The sequence below is a fragment of the Marivivens donghaensis genome (assembly GCF_030410045.1).
Lineage (GTDB): Bacteria > Pseudomonadota > Alphaproteobacteria > Rhodobacterales > Rhodobacteraceae > Marivivens > Marivivens donghaensis.
Genome location: NZ_JAUFRA010000009.1, coordinates 92,633 through 109,576, shown reverse-complemented (window position 1 = coordinate 109,576; position 16,944 = coordinate 92,633). Strand labels below are relative to the sequence as shown.

Genomic DNA, 16,944 nt, shown 5'->3' with positions numbered 1-16,944 from the left:
CGAAAGGATATAAAAAATCACCCTTTGGTGAATTTGATTCGTAAGTGGTCAGAGCGGATGCAAACACCATGCCAAACGGCACAAAAGAACCCGCCGCGCGACAGCGCATCAGGTGCAAGGTAGATCGTGTTGTTAAGAGAATACTGGTGCCGGTGAAGAGACTCGAACTCTTACGACCTAGGGTCGGGGGATTTTGAATCCCCTGCGTCTACCATTCCGCCACACCGGCCAGTGGCGGTCGTTTATCCTGCTGTTTCAGGGTCGTCAACGCTCAAAGTCGCTGAACTGAAAATGTATCGCATTGGCGCATGTCGCCGCTCTGATACCCCTTTTCGAACCAACGTTCGCGTTGATCCGACGTCCCGTGCGTAAAGGTATGCGGCTGCACGCTCCGCCCTGCATTGCGCTGCAATGTATCGTCGCCGATTTGCCGCGCCGCATTCAGTGCCTCATCCAAATCACCCCGTTCAACGGTACCCAATGTTCGAGACGCGGCACGCGCCCAGATCCCCGAATAGCAATCCGCTTGAAGCTCAATCCGAACAGAGATGGCATTGCTTTGCGCCTCGCTCACCTGCGCACGAACTCGATTTGCTTCGCCCAAGATGCCTAGCTGATCCTGGACAGAATGTGCGACCTCGTGCGCGACGACATAGGCAGCAGCGAAATCACCGCCCGCGCCCAACTGCCGCTCCATCGTCACAAAGAAATCCGTATCGAGATAAATCTGTTTGTCCGCGGGACAATAAAACGGCCCCGTCGCCGCCGAAGCCCCACCACAAGCAGACTGCGTTGCGCCCGAAAACAGAACCAAGGCAGGTTCTGCATACTGTTGCCCTGCCTGATCGGGCAAAATATCGGCCCAAATCTCTTCGGTGTCCGCAAGAGCCACGGCAACAAACTCAGCCGCACGTTCATCGGCGGCCGAAAGTTGTGTTGTCCCACCCTGCCCTTCGAGCTCTGACAAGAGCGGCGTGACATCCACACCCAGCGCCCATCCGATCAATAGAACCACGACAACCCCCACACCACCGACGGCACCCGTGGCTCCGCCGCGACGCCGATCAACAATGTTCTTACTCTGTCGCCGTCCTTGCCATTTCATGATGCACCCGCCTGTCGCAACTCAACTCATGCGTTTCTGAACAAAAACGTGTTCGTCTGCAAGCTTGACGCCGATGGTCCTGCATGGCCTAAAGCGCAAAACAACACAGGCACGGCGCATATGCTTCGCAAACTTTATTCTTGGACCATGTCGCTGGCGGATCACCCGCATGCACTCTGGGTTCTAGCGTTTCTTTCGTTCATTGAATCGTCCGTTTTTCCAATTCCGCCAGATGTCCTGATGATCCCGATGATCATGGCGCGCCCGAACCGCGCGTTCCTTATTGCAGCTGTTGCGACCATTGCCTCGGTCCTTGGTGCACTGCTCGGCTATTATATCGGCTACGGCCTCTTTGACGTCATCGGCAAACCGATCCTCGATTTCTACGGCAAAGGCGCCGAGTTTGAAGTGTTCAAGGCCAAGTTCGACAGCTTTGGTATCTGGGCCGTCCTCGTCGCAGGTGTGACCCCCTTCCCGTTCAAGGTCATCACAATCGCGTCGGGCGTGCTGCAATTCGCACTGATCCCGTTTATCCTCTCGGCCATCGTGGCACGCGCGCTGCGCTTCTTTATCGTTGCAGGCCTGTTGTGGAAATTCGGCGAACCGATCCGTGACTTTATCGAAAAACGCCTCGGCCTCGTCTTTGCAATCTGCTGCGTTCTTTTGTTCGGCGGCTTCTATCTGGTGAAATACCTATGACCACATCGCGCAAAACCTACGTTCTTTTGGCGGCTGGCGGTTCGGCCGCGATGCTCTTTGGTGCGATGGTCGTGTTTCAACGGCTGATGGCCCTGCCGCCATGCGCAATGTGCATCTGGCAACGTTGGCCCCATGCGGCTGCTGTTGTTATCGGCCTTCTCGCACTGATGATCCAAGGTCGCCTCTTGCCGGGACTCGGTGCACTCGCCGCGCTGACGACTGGTGCAATTGGCGTTTACCACTTCGGCGTTGAGCACAAATACTGGGATGGCCCAGCCTCTTGCACGGGGTCTGGCCTTTCAGGCATGAACGTCAACGACCTTCTCGCGGTTGATAGCGGGCCAAAGCTCGTGATGTGCGATCAGATCAGCTGGGAGCTTTTGGGTATTTCAATGCCAGGCTGGAACGCGATTATTTCCTTCATCCTCGCGGTCATCTGGATCAAAGCAGTCCTAGCGTCGCGCCCCACGGCGGGTTGAAAGCAGTAGGTTCGTTTCACTGCTCGTGATCCCGTCCAAACGGCGAATGGCAAACAGCACTTCGTCGAATTTTTCGAGGGTCATCGTCCCGATCTCAGCGATAAGATCCCACTGACCGTTGGTTGAATGAACCGCCATTACCTCTGGCATGGCAGAAAGTCGGGACATGATCCGCTCTGTCCCGCGCCCCTCAATCTCTAACATCATCAAACCACGCACAGGGCTCTTCGCTACGTCGTTGCGGGTCAACACGGTAAAGCCTACGATTTCCCCGCTGTCCTGAAGCCGCGCGAGCCGTGACCGGATCGTCGTGCGCGTGACGTTCAAATCAGCAGCCAGTTCGGACAGGCTCGCACGCGCGTCACGTTTCAATGCGACAATGAGGCGTTGATCCAGTTCGTCCATCTTAGCTTTCCAATTTGATCAGTGCTGGCTCATTTCGCACATTTTGATCGCTTCTGTCATCCCCATTTCGCAAGGATATTTGGCCTATGACACAGAAACACCTTATCTTAATCGGGGCACCAGTCGACTGCGGCAAACGCCGTCGGGGTTGCCTTATGGGGCCTGACGCCTTTCGCACCGCTGGCATTGCCGAAGCGATCACTGAACTCGGCCATAGCGTGACAGACATCGGGAACCTGACGCCCGATACGCGACCCCTGCCCGCGCATTCAAACCCCGAGGTTTACAAGCTCGACGAAACGGTCGGCTGGACACGGACCTTGGCCAAAGCGGCAGTTGACCATGCGCCAAACGGGATGCCTGTGTTTTTAGGTGGCGACCACGCGCTGTCGCTCGGTTCTGTTGCGGGCATGGCGGAGTATGCGCAGGAGATTGGGCGCCCTCTTTTCGTGCTCTGGCTCGACGCGCATACCGATTACCACACGCCCAACACCACAACGACGGGCAACCTACACGGCACTCCGTTGGGCTATGTGTCGGGCCGTGAGGGCTTTGAAGATTTCCCGCCGCTTGCCGCTCCCATTCCCGCAGATCGCCTTTGCATGATTGGCCTGCGGTCCGTTGATCCTGCCGAACATGATGCACTCTCGGACACGGACGCGACGCTGGTTGATATGCGCACCATCGACGAGGTCGGCATCGTCAAACCGCTGCAATCTTTCCTTGATAAGGTCGCAGCCGCGAACGGCATCCTTCACGTTTCGCTCGACGTTGATTTCCTTGACCCTTCGGTCGCCCCTGCAGTCGGCACAACCGTCCCCGGCGGCGCAACCGTCCGCGAAGCGCACCTCGTGATGGAGATGCTCTGCGACAGCGGCGCGGTCTGTTCGCTTGACCTCGTTGAACTCAACCCATTCCTCGACGATCGCGGCAAAACCGCGTCCCTCATGGTGGACCTGACGGCCTCTCTCCTTGGTCGCCGCGTCTTTGACCGACCTACACGGAGCTATGCATGACCCTTCCCTCTGACAAAGCCCTCGTGCCGTTTGTCTCCGTCGACCACATGATGGGACTGGTCCATCATATCGGCCTCGAGACTATCCTGCGTGACCTCGCGGACGAGATCGAAAGCGATTTCAAACGTTGGGAAGAATTCGACAAAACCCCGCGCGTGGCGTCCCACTCTGATGTTGGTGTGATTGAACTCATGCCCGCCGCTGACCACGAAAATTACGGGTTCAAATACGTCAACGGCCACCCAAAGAACACGAGCGAAGGCCTCCAAACGGTCACCGCCTTTGGTATCTTGGCCGATGTGGCGACAGGTTATCCAGTTTTACTCACTGAAATGACTTTGCTCACCGCGCTACGGACGGCAGCAATGTCAGCCCTCGCCGCCAAACACCTCGCGCCCAAAGGTGCGACGACGATGGCCATGATCGGCAATGGTGCGCAGTCGGAATTTCAGTGCATCGCATTCAAGGCAATCTGCGGCATCACCGACGTGCGTCTCTATGACAAAGACGCGAACGCCACCGCCAAATGCGCCCGTAACCTCGCGGCGTCGGGCCTCAACGTGACGCCTTGCACCAGCGCCGAAGCGGCGATTGAGGGCGCACAGATCCTGACGACCTGCACCGCGGACAAACAATACGCGACGATCCTGTCGGACAACATGGTCGGCCCAGGTGTGCACATCAACGCCATCGGCGGCGATTGCCCCGGCAAGACGGAATTGGCTTCCGCGATCCTGCATCGGTCATCGATCTTTGTGGAATACCCGCCGCAAACACGGGTCGAAGGCGAAATTCAGCAACTCGACGCGGATCACCCCGTGACCGAACTCTGGAAAGTCATGTCAGGGACCGCGGCAGGCCGCACCAGCGCCGATCAAATCACGTTATTTGACAGCGTCGGCTTTGCGATCGAGGATTTCAGCGCCCTGCGTTACGTCCACCGCGCTATCGCAGGAACGCCTTATTATACGAACATCGATATGTTGGCCGACCCTGACGATCCCCGCGACCTTTTCGGTATGCTACAACGGGCAAAATAGGCCGTATTTCCAATCAGGTGACGTTTTCCGCCTTCCGCCATTGCACCCTATATCCTGACTGCGGTATAAGAACCCAAACAAGATATAGAAGCCAACAGGCAGACAGGCGGACAACGTGACCGATACTCCGGAAACCCCTGAAAACGAAGAAGAAACCGCGATCGTGCGTATGCACCACGACGGACCGCAGATTTCTATCATCGACGAGATGAAGACCTCGTATCTCGATTACGCGATGAGCGTGATCGTGAGCCGTGCCATTCCCGACCTTCGGGACGGTCTAAAACCCGTGCACCGTCGCATCCTTTTCGCGATGCACGAGACCAACAACGGGCACGATAAACCCTACCGCAAATCGGCGCGTCCAGTGGGCGATGTGATGGGTAAATATCACCCGCACGGCGACTCTGCGATCTATGACGCCTTGGTCCGCATGGCGCAGGACTTCTCTATGTCGCTGCCCTTGCTCGATGGTCAGGGTAACTTTGGTTCGATGGACGGCGACCGTGCCGCGGCGATGCGCTACACCGAAGTGCGCATGGATAAACCAGCTGCCTATATGCTGGCTGACATCGACAAAGACACCGTTGATTTTGTCGACAACTACGACGGCAAAGATAAAGAGCCGACCGTTCTTCCGTCGCGCTTCCCGAACATGCTGGTCAACGGCGCGGGCGGTATCGCGGTGGGTATGGCGACCAACATTCCGCCGCATAACCTTGGCGAAGTTGTGGATGCCACCCTTGCTCTGATCGACAATCCCGATTTGTCGTCGGCTGACCTGATCGAATACGTTCCGGGTCCTGACTTCCCTACGGGCGGCGTCATGATGGGCCGCTCTGGTGCGCGCAAAGCGTATCTTGAGGGGCGTGGTTCTGTTGTGCTCCGCGCCAAAACCCACGTCGAAGAAATCCGCAAAGATCGTTGGGCCATCGTCGTCGACGAAATCCCCTATCAGGTGAACAAAGCGTCGATGATCGAAAAGATCGCCGAGTGTGCCCGCGACAAAAAGATCGAAGGCATCGCCCACGTTCAGGACGAATCCGACCGTAACGGCGTTCGCGTTGTTGTCGAACTCAAACGCGATGCCACTGCCGAGGTCGTGCTGAACCAGCTGTTCCGCTTCACCCCGATGCAAGTCAGCTTTGGCTGCAACATGCTCGCGCTGAACGGTGGTAAGCCTGAAACCCTGACGCTTTACGGCTTCCTTTCGGCCTTCGTGACCTTCCGCGAAGAAGTCGTCGCCCGCCGCACCGCATTTGAACTGCGCAAGGCACGTGACCGTTCGCACATCCTCTGTGGTCTGGCAGTTGCCGTGACCAACGTAGACGAAGTTGTTGCAACCATCCGCGCCTCTGCTGACGCAGCGGATGCACGCGAAAAACTGATGACTCGTCGCTGGCCCGCTGGCTCGATCATCGAATACCTGAAACTGATCGACGATCCGCTTCACCCTGTGAACGACGACGGCACCTATAACCTCTCCGAGGCTCAGGCCCGTGCAATCCTCGAACTGCGTCTCCAGCGTCTGACACAAATCGGTGTCCAAGAGGTCACCGACGAACTGCAAGAGCTGGCGAAGAAGATCAAAGAATACCTCGAAATCCTCGCCTCTCGCGAACGGATCATGGGCATCATTTCCGACGAACTACGCGAAGTGCGTGAACTCTTTGCGGTTCCGCGCCGCACAGAGATCGTCGAATGGGCCGCCGATATGGACGACGAGGATCTGATCGAACGCGAGGATATGGTCGTGACCGTAACTTCGGGTGGCTACATCAAACGCACCCCTCTCGCCGAATTCCGGTCGCAGCGTCGCGGCGGCAAAGGCCTGTCGGGTATGCAAACCAAAGAAGAGGACGTGGTCACCACCCTCTTTGTGGCCAACACCCACACGCAGCTCTTGTTCTTCACGACCGATGGTATGGTCTACAAGCTCAAGACGTGGCGCCTGCCCGCAGGTGGCCGCACTGCCAAGGGCAAAGCGATCATCAACATTCTGCCAATTCCGCAAGGCGTCTCGATCGCGGCGATCATGCCCGTCGACCGTCCGGATGAAGAATGGGACAACCTGCAAATCGTCTTTGCGACCTCCGCAGGTGATGTGCGCCGTAACCGTCTCTCCGATTTCACCAACGTTATGCGTAACGGTAAAATCGCAATGAAACTGCCTGATGGCGTTGAACTGGTGAACGCACGCATCGCATCTGAGGATGACGACGTTATGCTCGTCACCAACTCTGGCCGTGCGATCCGCTTCCCATCGACGGACGTTCGCGTGTTTAACTCGCGTGCCTCCACTGGTGTACGCGGTATTCGTCTGAATGGCGACGATCGTGTAGTGTCGATGTCGGTCATCCGCCACTTTGAGGCTGATCCGCAAGAACGCGCCGCTTACCTCAAAATGCGCCGCGCTATGGCTGGCGTGACAGAGGATGACGCGACGGATGAGGATGACGTTCCAGCAGGCGAACTGTCCACCGAACGCTATGCAGAGATGTCGGCGGCAGAAAACCTGATCCTGACCATCACCGCCAAAGGCATTGGTAAGATCACCTCGTCCCACGATTACCCTGTGCGCGGACGTGGCGGCATGGGTGTCACAGCGTTTGAAAAACAGATGCGCGGCGGCGAGATTGTGTCCTGCTTCCCAATCGACATGGACAACCAGATCATGCTCGTCACCTCGACTGGCCAATCGATCCGCGTCCCTGTCGAGGGCATCAGCTTCCGCTCACGTTCTGCTGGCGGCGTAAAGGTGTTCAACACCCGAGCCGACGAAACGGTCGTTTCCGTGGCCCGCATCGAAGAGGCCGAAGAAGAAGCCCCAGATACGGGCGAAGCCGAAACACCGGCAACCGAAGAATAAGGACAGGGCCGCATCTCGCGGCCCTTTTCTTTTGCCCCCACCACAGCTAAATCCCCGACCATGACACAGACACTTCATATTATCGGCGGCGGAATGGCCGGATCAGAGGCTGCTTGGCAGGCTGCAAACGCAGGCGTTCAAGTGGTTATCCACGAAATGCGTCCCAAGGTCGAAACCTTTGCGCATCGCACGGGCAACCTCGCCGAGATGGTCTGTTCGAACTCGTTCCGTTCAGATGATCACGAACAAAACGCCGTGGGTCTTTTGCATTGGGAAATGCGTCAGGCGGGCGGGATCATTATGGAAATGGCCGCGAAACACCGTCTCCCTGCAGGCGGCGCGCTGGCCGTTGACCGTGATCCCTTTGCCGAAAGCGTGACTGCCGCACTGATGGCGCACCCGAATATTTCTGTGTCTTATGAAGAGATTACAGAGCTTCCTTCCGACGGTCATTGGATCATCGCAACAGGCCCGCTCACGTCCGAGGGCCTAGGCAAAGCCATTCAGGCAGAGACAGGCGCTGAAGCGCTCGCCTTCTTTGATGCCATCGCGCCCATCGTCTATTTCGACAGCGTGAATATGGATGTGGCATGGATGCAGTCCCGCTACGACAAAGGCGAAACCGAGGAAGAGCGCACCGCCTACCTCAATTGCCCGATGACCAAAGACCAATATGAGGCCTTCATCGACGCGCTTTTGGCCGCGGATAAAACCGAATTCCACGAAGGCGAAACCGCGGGTTATTTCGACGGCTGCCTCCCGATTGAGGTGATGGCGGAACGTGGTCGTGAAACCCTCCGCTTTGGTCCGATGAAGCCCGTGGGCCTCACCAACGCCAACGACCCGGACAACAAACCCTATGCCGTGGTTCAACTTCGCCGCGATAACGCATTGGGAACGTTGTATAATATCGTCGGCTTCCAGACCAAAATGAAATACGGCGCGCAAAAAGAAGTGTTTACCATGATCCCCGGTCTGGAGAATGCTGAATTCGCGCGACTTGGGGGTATTCACCGTAATACCTTTATCAACTCGCCCACGCTTCTTGATGCTGAAATGCGCTTGAAATCCCGACCGAACATCCGTTTCGCGGGTCAAATCACGGGCGTTGAAGGCTACGTTGAAAGCGCCGCGATGGGTCTTTTGGCGGGCCGTTTGGCCGCTGCCGAAATCCAAGGCCGCAGCGTCGATCCAATCCCGAACACAACTGCGATGGGGGCACTTGTGACCCATATCTCTGGCGGGGCCGAGGCAAAAACCTTCCAGCCGATGAACGTGAACTTCGGCCTGTTCCCGCCGCTCGACGGGATGCGCGGTGGCCGTAAGGGTCGCAAAGAGCGCTACAAAGGCTACACGGATCGCGCCAAAGAAGATTTCAATCAATGGCTTGCGGCGCAAAGCTAATGAACTACGTGACCCGCTTCGCACCGAGCCCAACAGGTCCGCTGCATCTGGGTCACGCCTTTTCTGCGCTGATCGCGTGGGACCGCGCGCAGGCCAACGGCGGGCAATTTCTCCTTCGGATCGAGGATGGCGACACCACTCGCTGCCGTCCCGAATGGGAGGCTTTGATCTATGAGGACCTGCACTGGCTTGGCCTCTCGTGGCCCGAACCGATTGCGCGAGTGACGGATCGCATCCCCCTATACGATGCGGCCCGTGACCGCCTTCAAAACCTAGGACTGCTGTATCCCTGTTCTTGCACCCGCAAGGACATCCAATCCGCCTTTTCCGCCCCGCAAGAAGGCGTGCCAATAGGACCTGACGGCATCGTCTATCCGGGCACCTGTCGCTCCAAATCCATGTCCGAGGCATCCTCAAACGACGCGATCCGCCTGAACATGGCGGCCGCGATTGCCCACCTCGGCGACGTATCGCACCTGTTTTACACCGAAACAGGTCCGTTCGAGACCGGTAATCACGCACTTTCCGCACAACACCTTATCGAAAACGTGGGCGATATCGTCCTTTTTCGCAAAGACACAGGCATGGCGGCTTACCACCTGTCCGTCGTTGTCGATGACGCCGCCCAAAACGTGACCGAAGCCGTGCGCGGTGCAGACCTCATTGAAGCGACCGTTATTCACCGCCTGCTCCAAGCCCTTCTGGACCTGCCCACCCCGCTCTATCATCACCACGATCTGATCCGTGACGCCGATGGCAAACGCCTCGCCAAACGCACAGACGCTAAGGCAATTTCGAAATTCCGTGCCGAAGGTGCGACGCCCGACGATATCCGTGCGATGGTTGGGCTTTGACCTTTGGACAAATGCCGTTTCCGGTGCGCCAAATGACGCGATCCGGCTTTTTACTGGACCCAATCGGGCTATACCTTTTGCGATAGCGAACAGGACCACACCATGACCGATCCTCTTGTGATTTTCACACCCTCTGGCAAACGCGGCCGTTTTCCGGTCGGCACCCCCGTTCTGACGGCTGCACGTCAGTTGGGTGTTGATCTGGACTCTGTCTGCGGTGGCCGTGGCATTTGCTCTAAATGCCAAATCCAACCGTCCTATGGCGAGTTTTCGAAACATGGCGTGACCGTCGCGGATGATGCGCTCACCGAATTCAACGCGGTCGAAGAGCGCTACGACCGTGTGCGCGGCCTGAAAACGGGTCGTCGCTTGGGCTGTCAGGCCTGCATCCAGTCTGATGTGGTCATCGACGTCCCACCAGAGAGCCAAGTCCACCGTCAGGTCGTGCGCAAAGCCGCCACCGACCGTGACATCGTGATGGACCCCGCAACCGCGCTTTACTACGTCGAAGTGGCCGAAGCAGATATGCACGACCCGTCGGGCGACCTCGAACGTCTGGAAACCGCGCTGCGCGAACAATGGGACATCGACGGTATCTCGGCCCCCCTCAGCGTGTTGCGCAAACTTCAGCCCGTCCTGCGCAAAGGCGCGTTCAAGGCAACCGTTGCCCTGAACCGCGATCACCACGGTGGCAAACATCGCCTTATCGATATCTTCCCGGGCTTTGATGAAACGCCGATCTTTGGCCTCGCCATCGACCTCGGTTCGACCACCATCGCGGCGCATTTGTGCGACCTGAAAACAGGTGCTGTGATCGGATCGTCGGGCATCATGAACCCGCAAATCCGCTTTGGCGAAGACCTCATGTCCCGCGTGTCCTATTCGATGATGAACAAGGGCGGCGATGTGGAAATGACGACCGTCGTACGTGAGGCGATCAATACGCTGGCCTCCGAACTCGCATCTGAGGCGCAGATTGACGCGGCGCGGATCATGGAAACCGTGTTCGTTTGTAACCCCGTAATGCACCACCTCTTGCTGGGCATCGATCCTGTTGAACTGGGTCAGGCGCCCTTCGCCCTCGCTACGGCAGAGAGCATGACACTCGACGCCCGCGATCTGGACCTTACGGCGTTAAATGCTGCAGGCCGCGTTTACATCCTGCCATGTATCGCTGGCCACGTCGGTGCGGACTGCGCCGCGGTCGCCTTGTCTGAGGAACCGCAAAAGTCCAAAGACCTCGCGCTCATCGTCGACGTGGGCACCAACGCGGAAATCCTTCTTGGCAATACCGAACGGGTTCTCGCCTGTTCGTCGCCCACTGGCCCCGCATTTGAGGGCGCACAGATCAGCAGCGGTCAACGCGCAGCGCCGGGTGCTATCGAACGGATCGAAATTGACCCCGTCACCAAAGAGCCCCGCTTCCGTGTCATCGGCTGCGACCTCTGGTCGGACGAGGAAGGCTTTGCCGAGGCGACCGCTGGCTCTGGCATCACGGGCATCTGTGGCTCGGGTATCATTGAGGCCGTCGCTGAACTCCGCATCGCGGGCCTCTTGGACCCCAAAGGTCTGATCGGCAGCGCAGAACAGACAGGAACCCCACGCTGCGAGGCCACGGGCCGCACCAACAGCTACCTGATCCATGACGCCAGCGCCGACGGCGGCCCGCGCATCACCGTGACCCAAGGCGACATCCGCGCCATCCAGCTCGCCAAATCCGCGCTCTATGCGGGAGCACGGTTGCTGATGGATGAAATGGGCGTCGATACCGTGGATCGTGTGGTGCTCGCTGGTGCCTTTGGTGCGCATATCAGTGCGAAACACGCGATGGTTCTTGGCATGATCCCTGACGTGCCGCTGGATAAAGTGTCCTCCGCTGGCAACGCCGCTGGCACAGGTGCACGTATCGCGCTTTGTTCCAAGGCTGCGCGGTCCAGCATCGAACACACCGTGCGCGAGATCACCAAGATCGAAACCGCGATCGAGCCAAAGTTCCAAGAACACTTCGTCAACGCGAACGCAATCCCGCACGCGACGGATCCGTTCCCGAACTTGCTGTCGATTGTCGACCTGCCCGACGTGTCCTTTAACACGGCCAGCAGTGGCGGAGAGGCTGGCGGACGCCGTCGTCGGAGGGGCTAAATGCCCCTTGACGCTGGCTGACCTCGCGACTACTTCGTCGCGCAGGGCTGCGGGTATGATGTAGTGGTAGCCTGTCAGCTTCCCAAGCTGAACGTGCGGGTTCGATTCCCGCTACCCGCTCCAAATTCTCTTTAATTTCGTATCTTGAATAGGGATTTTAACCCCCTATCTCCCTCCAAACACTATGGAGGATGACGATGTTTAAAGGCCTGTTTCTGTCAATTGTGCTGACCACCGCAGGGATGCTTGGGTTGCCCTACTTGCTGCTGCAACTGATGTAATCCACATCACACATACGGAATTTAAAAGGGCGGCCGGTAGGTCGCCCTTTGGTTTTAGCAAACACAAATCACACACGTTTATGTTTAGTACTTGTGAACAAAACGCGAGAACCAAAACCGCCTCCGCCCCGTATCCCTCACATCTTAACCCCGATGTAGAGGACATCATGAAAAACATTCTTTCTGTAACCGCACTCACCGCAACGCTTTTCGCTGCTCCTATTGCTAGCTTTGCTGATGGCCATTCGGCTGCGAACCCGATGGTGGGTGGCGCTGAAATGTTCCCGACTATGAACATCGTAGAAAACGCGGTGAACTCGGCGGATCACACCACGCTAGTTGCTGCAGTTCAGGCTGCAGGCCTCGTTGATACCCTCGCAGGTGACGGCCCGTTCACCGTATTTGCACCAGTGAATGACGCCTTCGCCGCCCTGCCAGAGGGCACTGTTGAAACGCTCCTCCAGCCTGAAAACAAAGATCAGCTGGTAAAAATCCTGACCTGCCATGTGGTCGGCAAAGAAGTCATGTCGGACGCAATGATGGGCATGATCGACGATGACGGCGGCGTGCATGACGTGCCGACCCTCGGCGGTTGCGTTCTCAAGGCAAGCTACGCTGACGGCGTCATGTCGTTGACCGATGAAAACGGCAACGTTGCGACTGTCACGATTGCGGATGTGAAGCAGTCGAACGGCGTGATCCACGTGATCGACGCGGTGATGCTGCCTGCAATGTAATCCCTCCCAGGGACTACGATGGGGCCGCTGCGATTAAGGTCGCAGCGGCCCTTTTTATTATAGGCCGTTGGTCCGCAAGAACCCAACGAGCTGCGCCGTCGATCCATCTTTGGACGTGGCATCCGCTTTGCCCTCCACAATCGGCTGAAGCGCGGTGGCAAGCTCCTTACCCAACTCAACTCCCCACTGGTCGTAAGAGTTGATGCCCAGAACCACGCCTTCAACAAACACGCGGTGTTCATACAGCGCGATAATCTGGCCGAGCATGAATGGATCCAGCTTTGGATAGGCAATCGTCACGGACGGGCGGTTCCCCGTAAACACACGGTGGGCCGCTTGGCGTTCCAGTTCTGCGCCCTCGAATTTATCCGCGTTCTTTGCGCGCGCCTCATCCAGCGTCCGACCCTTCATCAGGGCCTCAGACTGGGCAAGACAATTCGCCACCAACAACTGGTGCTGATGGTGCAGCCCTTCATCATGACCCGTCGCAGCAACGAGGAATTCGCAGGGGATCACCCGCGTGCCTTGGTGGATCAACTGATAGAACGCGTGCTGACCGTTGGTGCCGGGCTCACCCCAAACAACAGGACCGCTTTCAAACGGCAGGTCAGCGCCATCCATGCTGACGCCTTTGCCGTTGCTCTCCATCTCGAGCTGCTGGAGGTAGGCAGGCAGACGCGCAAGGTTGTTGTCATAGGGCAGCACTGCACGGGTTGCGAACCCGCAAATCTGATTGTGCCAAATCCCAACCAGAGCCAGCAATGCAGGCAGGTTTTCTTCCCACTTTGCAGCGCGGAAGTGGGTGTCCATCGCCTGACCACCGCGCAAGAACGCCCGGAACGCATCCGCGCCAATGGCGATCATCAGCGACAGGCCAATCGGCCCCCACATGGAATAACGACCACCGACCCAATCCTCGAACCCAAACACGCGGGACGCAGGAATGCCAAAGGCCGCTGTCTTATCCATCGCCGTTGACAGAGCCGCGAATTGCGCCGCAGGGTCCGTGACCTGTTCGCTCATCCACGCCTTTGCAGTGCGGGCGTTGGTCATGGTTTCAATCGTGGTAAAGGTCTTGGACGCGACGATCACCAATGTCGTCGCGGGATCGCAAGACCGCAGAATTTGCGCAATATCCGCAGGGTCAACGTTCGATACGAAATGGCACCGCGGGCCATCAGCGTAAGGCGCCAGCGCACGATACGCCATCGCAGGGCCCAAGTCAGATCCACCGATGCCGATGTTGATCACATCCGTGATCTTGCCACCCTGCCCTGTGTAACGGCCTTCGCGGACATCTGACGCAAATGCCTCCATCCGTGCGAGTGTGTCGCGAACGGCGGGGATCACATCCTCGCCATCGACCTTCACCGCACCACCGTCGAGGTTCCGCAGCGCCGTATGCAGCACCGCGCGCCCTTCGGTCTCGTTGATCTTTTCGCCTGCAAACATCGCATCGCGCCGTGCGGCAACGCCTGTTGTCTCCAACAGACCGATCAGCATGTCCCGCGCATCGGTGTCGATATTGGTCTTCGAGTAATCGAACAGCATATCCCCTGCCTGCGACGAGAAATCATCGGCGCGACGTGCGTCCAACATGCTCTCGATACGGCGGTCTTTGATAGACGCGTAGTGGGATTTCAGGTCGTCAAAAATGGTCATGCTTCAGCCCAGTGAACAGTTGCGCCCGACAGAACAGCGGCGACAGGGGCGTCATCCGCGCTCAGATGACGAGCCTTTTCCAGTGCCTCACGTTTGTCGGCACCTTTGATTACGATATGACGGCGCATTGCGTCTTTCAGGACATGCGCAGAGAGTGTGATCCGCGGCTCAGGCGCACCGGGTGCCCGCATCGGATAAAGGATATCGGTGCCATGCAGCGCATCCGCCAGACGATCCGCCTCAGGGAAGATCGACGCCGTATGCATGTCCGCGCCCATACCCAACACACAGACCGAAATCGGCAGCTTTGGCGCGATCACAGCCGACAATTCGGGCAGTTTTTCCTCAGCCGAACCGCCTTCTTTGAACAACGGCAGGTAAGTCGCGGCGGCAGCGTGATTGATCAGCAGGCGTTCCTTGATCAAGCGGGTATTCGACCGTTCAGAGGTTTCAGGCACCCAGCGTTCATCGGTCAGCATCACATTGACCCGCGCCCAATCCAGATCAACCGCACAAAGCGAGTCAAAAATCGGACCAGGGGTCGTGCCACCCGGAACAGCCAAGGTCGCAAACTCATCATGCTGGAGCGTTTCGCGTAATTCGCTGGCGATCTTATCCGCCAGATTCATCATCATAAGTTCCGCGTCGGCGTATTCGATGAAATCCATCGTTTTGTCCTTTCAGATCAACGGCGGGACCAGCCCGCCGTCGTTTGCTTAACCTTTGATATCGCGCCAGCGACGACCGTCACGATGCATCAGCATGAGGGCATCATCTGGACCAGCAGAGCCTTGATCGTAAAGCTTAGGCACATCGTTGCGACGTTCCCAATCATTGATCAACGGATCAGTCCAAGCCCAAGCCGCCTCGACCTCGTCGCCACGCATGAACAGGGTCTGGTTGCCACGGATCACGTCCATGATCAGACGCTCGTAAGCATCGGTCACATCCTCTGCATCATCACCTAGGGCCTCAGAGAACGTCATATCCAGCGGCACGTCGATCAGACGCATACCCCCCGGACCCGGTTCCTTGATCGTCACTTGCAGGTCGATGCCTTCGTTCGGCTGCAAACGGATGGCGAGGATGTTGCGGTGACGCGCTTCGTCCCCTTCAAAAATCGAGTGACCAAGGTCTTTGAACACCACGGCGATCTCGGACGACCGCGCTTTCATCTTTTTACCAGTGCGCAGGTAGAACGGCACGCCAGCCCAACGCCAGTTGTTGATATGGCAGCGCATCGCGATAAAGCTCTCGGTGAACGAACGCGGGTTTTCCGCGTCGTCACGATAGGACGGGCTGCTGCCATCGGCATCATACTGACCGCGCACAATGTGGTGGTGATCCACGTTCTGCAAGGCACGGATAACCTTGAGCTTTTCGTTGCGGACCTCATCGGCCTCAAACTTGCTCGGTGGTTCCATCGCGATCAGGCACAAAAGCTGCATCAGGTGGTTTTGCACCATATCGCGCATTGCACCCGATTTATCGTAGTATGCACCGCGCCCGCCAACACCCACGGTTTCCGCCACGGTGATCTGGATGTGATCGACGTAGTGGTTGTTCCACAGCGGCTCAAACAGCACGTTACCAAAGCGGACAGCCATGAGGTTCTGAACGGTTTCTTTGCCCAGATAGTGGTCGATGCGGTAAATCTGTGTTTCGTCGAAATGCGTCGCAAGAACCGCGTTCAACGCCTTGGCAGACGCCAGATCGCGACCGAACGGTTTCTCAACAACGATACGGCTTTCGCGGTTTGCAATGCCATGCAGGTGCAGACGTTCTGCGAGATCGCCAAACAGGCTCGGTGCGACAGAGAAATAGAACGCGCGCACAACGCCGTCCCGCATCAGACCAGCAAGCTGCGCCCAACCGCCCTCGCCTTTGGCATCAATCGCAACATAGTCGAGACGCGCAAGGAACTCTGCGATCGCTTTCTTTTCAGACTTCTCGGCACCGCCGAATTCTTGGATCGCGTCTGCCACAAGCTGGCGGAACCCTTCGGCATCCATCTCAGAGCGCGCAGCACCAATGATCCGCGATTCAGGGGTCATTTGCCCCGACAGATAACGGCGGAACAAGCCAGGCAGGATTTTACGGCGGGCCAGATCGCCCGTGCCCCCAAAAATCACTAGGTCGAAGGGTTCGACCGGAATGACACGCGATACCATGCTGTTCTCCGCTTCTCTCTCGTAGATCACATCACGCTAGCTATGTTAGCGTTAACGCTCGCGACTTACAATTCTCTACG

Annotated in this window: 14 protein-coding genes and 2 tRNA genes; 10 read left to right on the top strand and 6 right to left on the bottom strand. The window is 57.6% G+C overall.

The window, feature by feature from the left end; translation table 11 throughout:
* Positions 1 to 144: 144 nt before the first annotated feature.
* Positions 145 to 229, bottom strand: a tRNA-Leu gene (locus QWY83_RS13760).
* A gap of 42 nt (positions 230 to 271) precedes the next feature.
* Complete coding sequence (ypfJ, locus tag QWY83_RS13755) at positions 272 to 1,105, bottom strand: KPN_02809 family neutral zinc metallopeptidase (RefSeq protein ID WP_249947115.1); 834 nt, start codon at positions 1,103 to 1,105, stop codon at positions 272 to 274.
* 120 nt (positions 1,106 to 1,225) lie between these two features.
* Between ypfJ and QWY83_RS13750 the strand changes: the two genes are divergently transcribed.
* Together QWY83_RS13750 and QWY83_RS13745 are read left to right on the top strand one after the other, a co-directional pair.
* Positions 1,226 to 1,804 (top strand): YqaA family protein, encoded by a 579-nt coding sequence (locus tag QWY83_RS13750; protein WP_249947116.1) that lies wholly within the window; start codon positions 1,226 to 1,228, stop codon positions 1,802 to 1,804.
* Positions 1,801 to 2,283, top strand: coding sequence for a disulfide bond formation protein B (locus QWY83_RS13745; RefSeq protein ID WP_249947117.1), 483 nt, complete (start codon positions 1,801 to 1,803; stop codon positions 2,281 to 2,283). The genes QWY83_RS13750 and QWY83_RS13745 overlap by 4 nt, the downstream gene beginning before the upstream one ends.
* Here the strand turns inward: QWY83_RS13745 and QWY83_RS13740 are convergent.
* Positions 2,257 to 2,688 carry an Lrp/AsnC family transcriptional regulator gene (locus QWY83_RS13740; RefSeq protein WP_249947118.1) on the bottom strand — a complete coding sequence of 144 codons (432 nt, stop codon included), beginning with the start codon at positions 2,686 to 2,688 and terminating at the stop codon, positions 2,257 to 2,259. The genes QWY83_RS13745 and QWY83_RS13740 overlap by 27 nt on opposite strands.
* Before the next feature lie 86 nt (positions 2,689 to 2,774).
* Between QWY83_RS13740 and rocF the strand changes: the two genes are divergently transcribed.
* The 8 genes from rocF to QWY83_RS13700 all read left to right on the top strand — a co-directional run bounded on the left by rocF (position 2,775) and on the right by QWY83_RS13700 (position 13,031).
* Positions 2,775 to 3,704, top strand: coding sequence for an arginase (gene rocF / locus QWY83_RS13735; RefSeq protein ID WP_249947119.1), 930 nt, complete (start codon positions 2,775 to 2,777; stop codon positions 3,702 to 3,704).
* Entirely contained in the window at positions 3,701 to 4,744 is a 1,044-nt protein-coding gene (gene ocd, locus QWY83_RS13730) for an ornithine cyclodeaminase (RefSeq protein WP_249947120.1), read from the top strand. Before rocF ends, ocd begins: the two co-directional genes overlap by 4 nt.
* Before the next feature lie 115 nt (positions 4,745 to 4,859).
* Positions 4,860 to 7,613 carry a DNA gyrase subunit A gene (gyrA, locus tag QWY83_RS13725; RefSeq protein ID WP_249947121.1) on the top strand — a complete coding sequence of 918 codons (2,754 nt, stop codon included), beginning with the start codon at positions 4,860 to 4,862 and terminating at the stop codon, positions 7,611 to 7,613.
* A gap of 60 nt (positions 7,614 to 7,673) precedes the next feature.
* Positions 7,674 to 9,017 (top strand): methylenetetrahydrofolate--tRNA-(uracil(54)-C(5))-methyltransferase (FADH(2)-oxidizing) TrmFO, encoded by a 1,344-nt coding sequence (gene trmFO, locus QWY83_RS13720; RefSeq protein ID WP_249947122.1) that lies wholly within the window; start codon positions 7,674 to 7,676, stop codon positions 9,015 to 9,017.
* Positions 9,017 to 9,871, top strand: a complete 855-nt coding sequence (gluQRS, locus tag QWY83_RS13715) for a tRNA glutamyl-Q(34) synthetase GluQRS (RefSeq protein ID WP_249947123.1) — start codon at positions 9,017 to 9,019, stop codon at positions 9,869 to 9,871. The genes trmFO and gluQRS overlap by 1 nt, the downstream gene beginning before the upstream one ends.
* A gap of 102 nt (positions 9,872 to 9,973) precedes the next feature.
* Positions 9,974 to 12,013, top strand: a complete 2,040-nt coding sequence (locus QWY83_RS13710; protein WP_249947124.1) for an ASKHA domain-containing protein — start codon at positions 9,974 to 9,976, stop codon at positions 12,011 to 12,013.
* Positions 12,014 to 12,062: 49 nt separating this feature from the next.
* Positions 12,063 to 12,136: transfer RNA gene (locus tag QWY83_RS13705), tRNA-Gly, on the top strand.
* Positions 12,137 to 12,461: 325 nt separating this feature from the next.
* The gene (locus QWY83_RS13700; RefSeq protein ID WP_249947125.1) at positions 12,462 to 13,031 is read left to right on the top strand and encodes a fasciclin domain-containing protein; all 570 of its coding nucleotides are present in this window, start codon (positions 12,462 to 12,464) and stop codon (positions 13,029 to 13,031) included.
* Positions 13,032 to 13,088: 57 nt separating this feature from the next.
* Here the strand turns inward: QWY83_RS13700 and pgi are convergent, their stop codons facing one another.
* Genes pgi through zwf form a run of 3 tightly spaced genes read right to left on the bottom strand, consistent with a single transcriptional unit; the run spans position 13,089 to position 16,864 of the window.
* Positions 13,089 to 14,693 (bottom strand): glucose-6-phosphate isomerase, encoded by a 1,605-nt coding sequence (pgi, locus tag QWY83_RS13695; RefSeq protein WP_435404536.1) that lies wholly within the window; start codon positions 14,691 to 14,693, stop codon positions 13,089 to 13,091.
* Entirely contained in the window at positions 14,690 to 15,361 is a 672-nt protein-coding gene (gene pgl, locus QWY83_RS13690) for a 6-phosphogluconolactonase (protein ID WP_105235132.1), read from the bottom strand. The genes pgi and pgl overlap by 4 nt, the downstream gene beginning before the upstream one ends.
* A gap of 48 nt (positions 15,362 to 15,409) precedes the next feature.
* A complete protein-coding gene (zwf, locus tag QWY83_RS13685; RefSeq protein ID WP_249947126.1) occupies positions 15,410 to 16,864 on the bottom strand; it encodes a glucose-6-phosphate dehydrogenase in 1,455 nt (484 codons plus the stop codon).
* Positions 16,865 to 16,944: the final 80 nt, after the last annotated feature.

Coding starts and splice junctions, on each gene's coding strand:
- ypfJ (WP_249947115.1), bottom strand. CDS start 1,105: ATGAAATGGCAAGGACGGCGACAGAGTAAGAACATTGTTGATCGGCGT.
- QWY83_RS13750 (WP_249947116.1), top strand. CDS start 1,226: ATGCTTCGCAAACTTTATTCTTGGACCATGTCGCTGGCGGATCACCCG.
- QWY83_RS13745 (WP_249947117.1), top strand. CDS start 1,801: ATGACCACATCGCGCAAAACCTACGTTCTTTTGGCGGCTGGCGGTTCG.
- QWY83_RS13740 (WP_249947118.1), bottom strand. CDS start 2,688: ATGGACGAACTGGATCAACGCCTCATTGTCGCATTGAAACGTGACGCG.
- rocF (WP_249947119.1), top strand. CDS start 2,775: ATGACACAGAAACACCTTATCTTAATCGGGGCACCAGTCGACTGCGGC.
- ocd (WP_249947120.1), top strand. CDS start 3,701: ATGACCCTTCCCTCTGACAAAGCCCTCGTGCCGTTTGTCTCCGTCGAC.
- trmFO (WP_249947122.1), top strand. CDS start 7,674: ATGACACAGACACTTCATATTATCGGCGGCGGAATGGCCGGATCAGAG.
- gluQRS (WP_249947123.1), top strand. CDS start 9,017: ATGAACTACGTGACCCGCTTCGCACCGAGCCCAACAGGTCCGCTGCAT.
- QWY83_RS13710 (WP_249947124.1), top strand. CDS start 9,974: ATGACCGATCCTCTTGTGATTTTCACACCCTCTGGCAAACGCGGCCGT.
- QWY83_RS13700 (WP_249947125.1), top strand. CDS start 12,462: ATGAAAAACATTCTTTCTGTAACCGCACTCACCGCAACGCTTTTCGCT.
- pgi (WP_435404536.1), bottom strand. CDS start 14,693: ATGACCATTTTTGACGACCTGAAATCCCACTACGCGTCTATCAAAGAC.
- pgl (WP_105235132.1), bottom strand. CDS start 15,361: ATGGATTTCATCGAATACGCCGACGCGGAACTTATGATGATGAATCTG.
- zwf (WP_249947126.1), bottom strand. CDS start 16,864: ATGGTATCGCGTGTCATTCCGGTCGAACCCTTCGACCTAGTGATTTTT.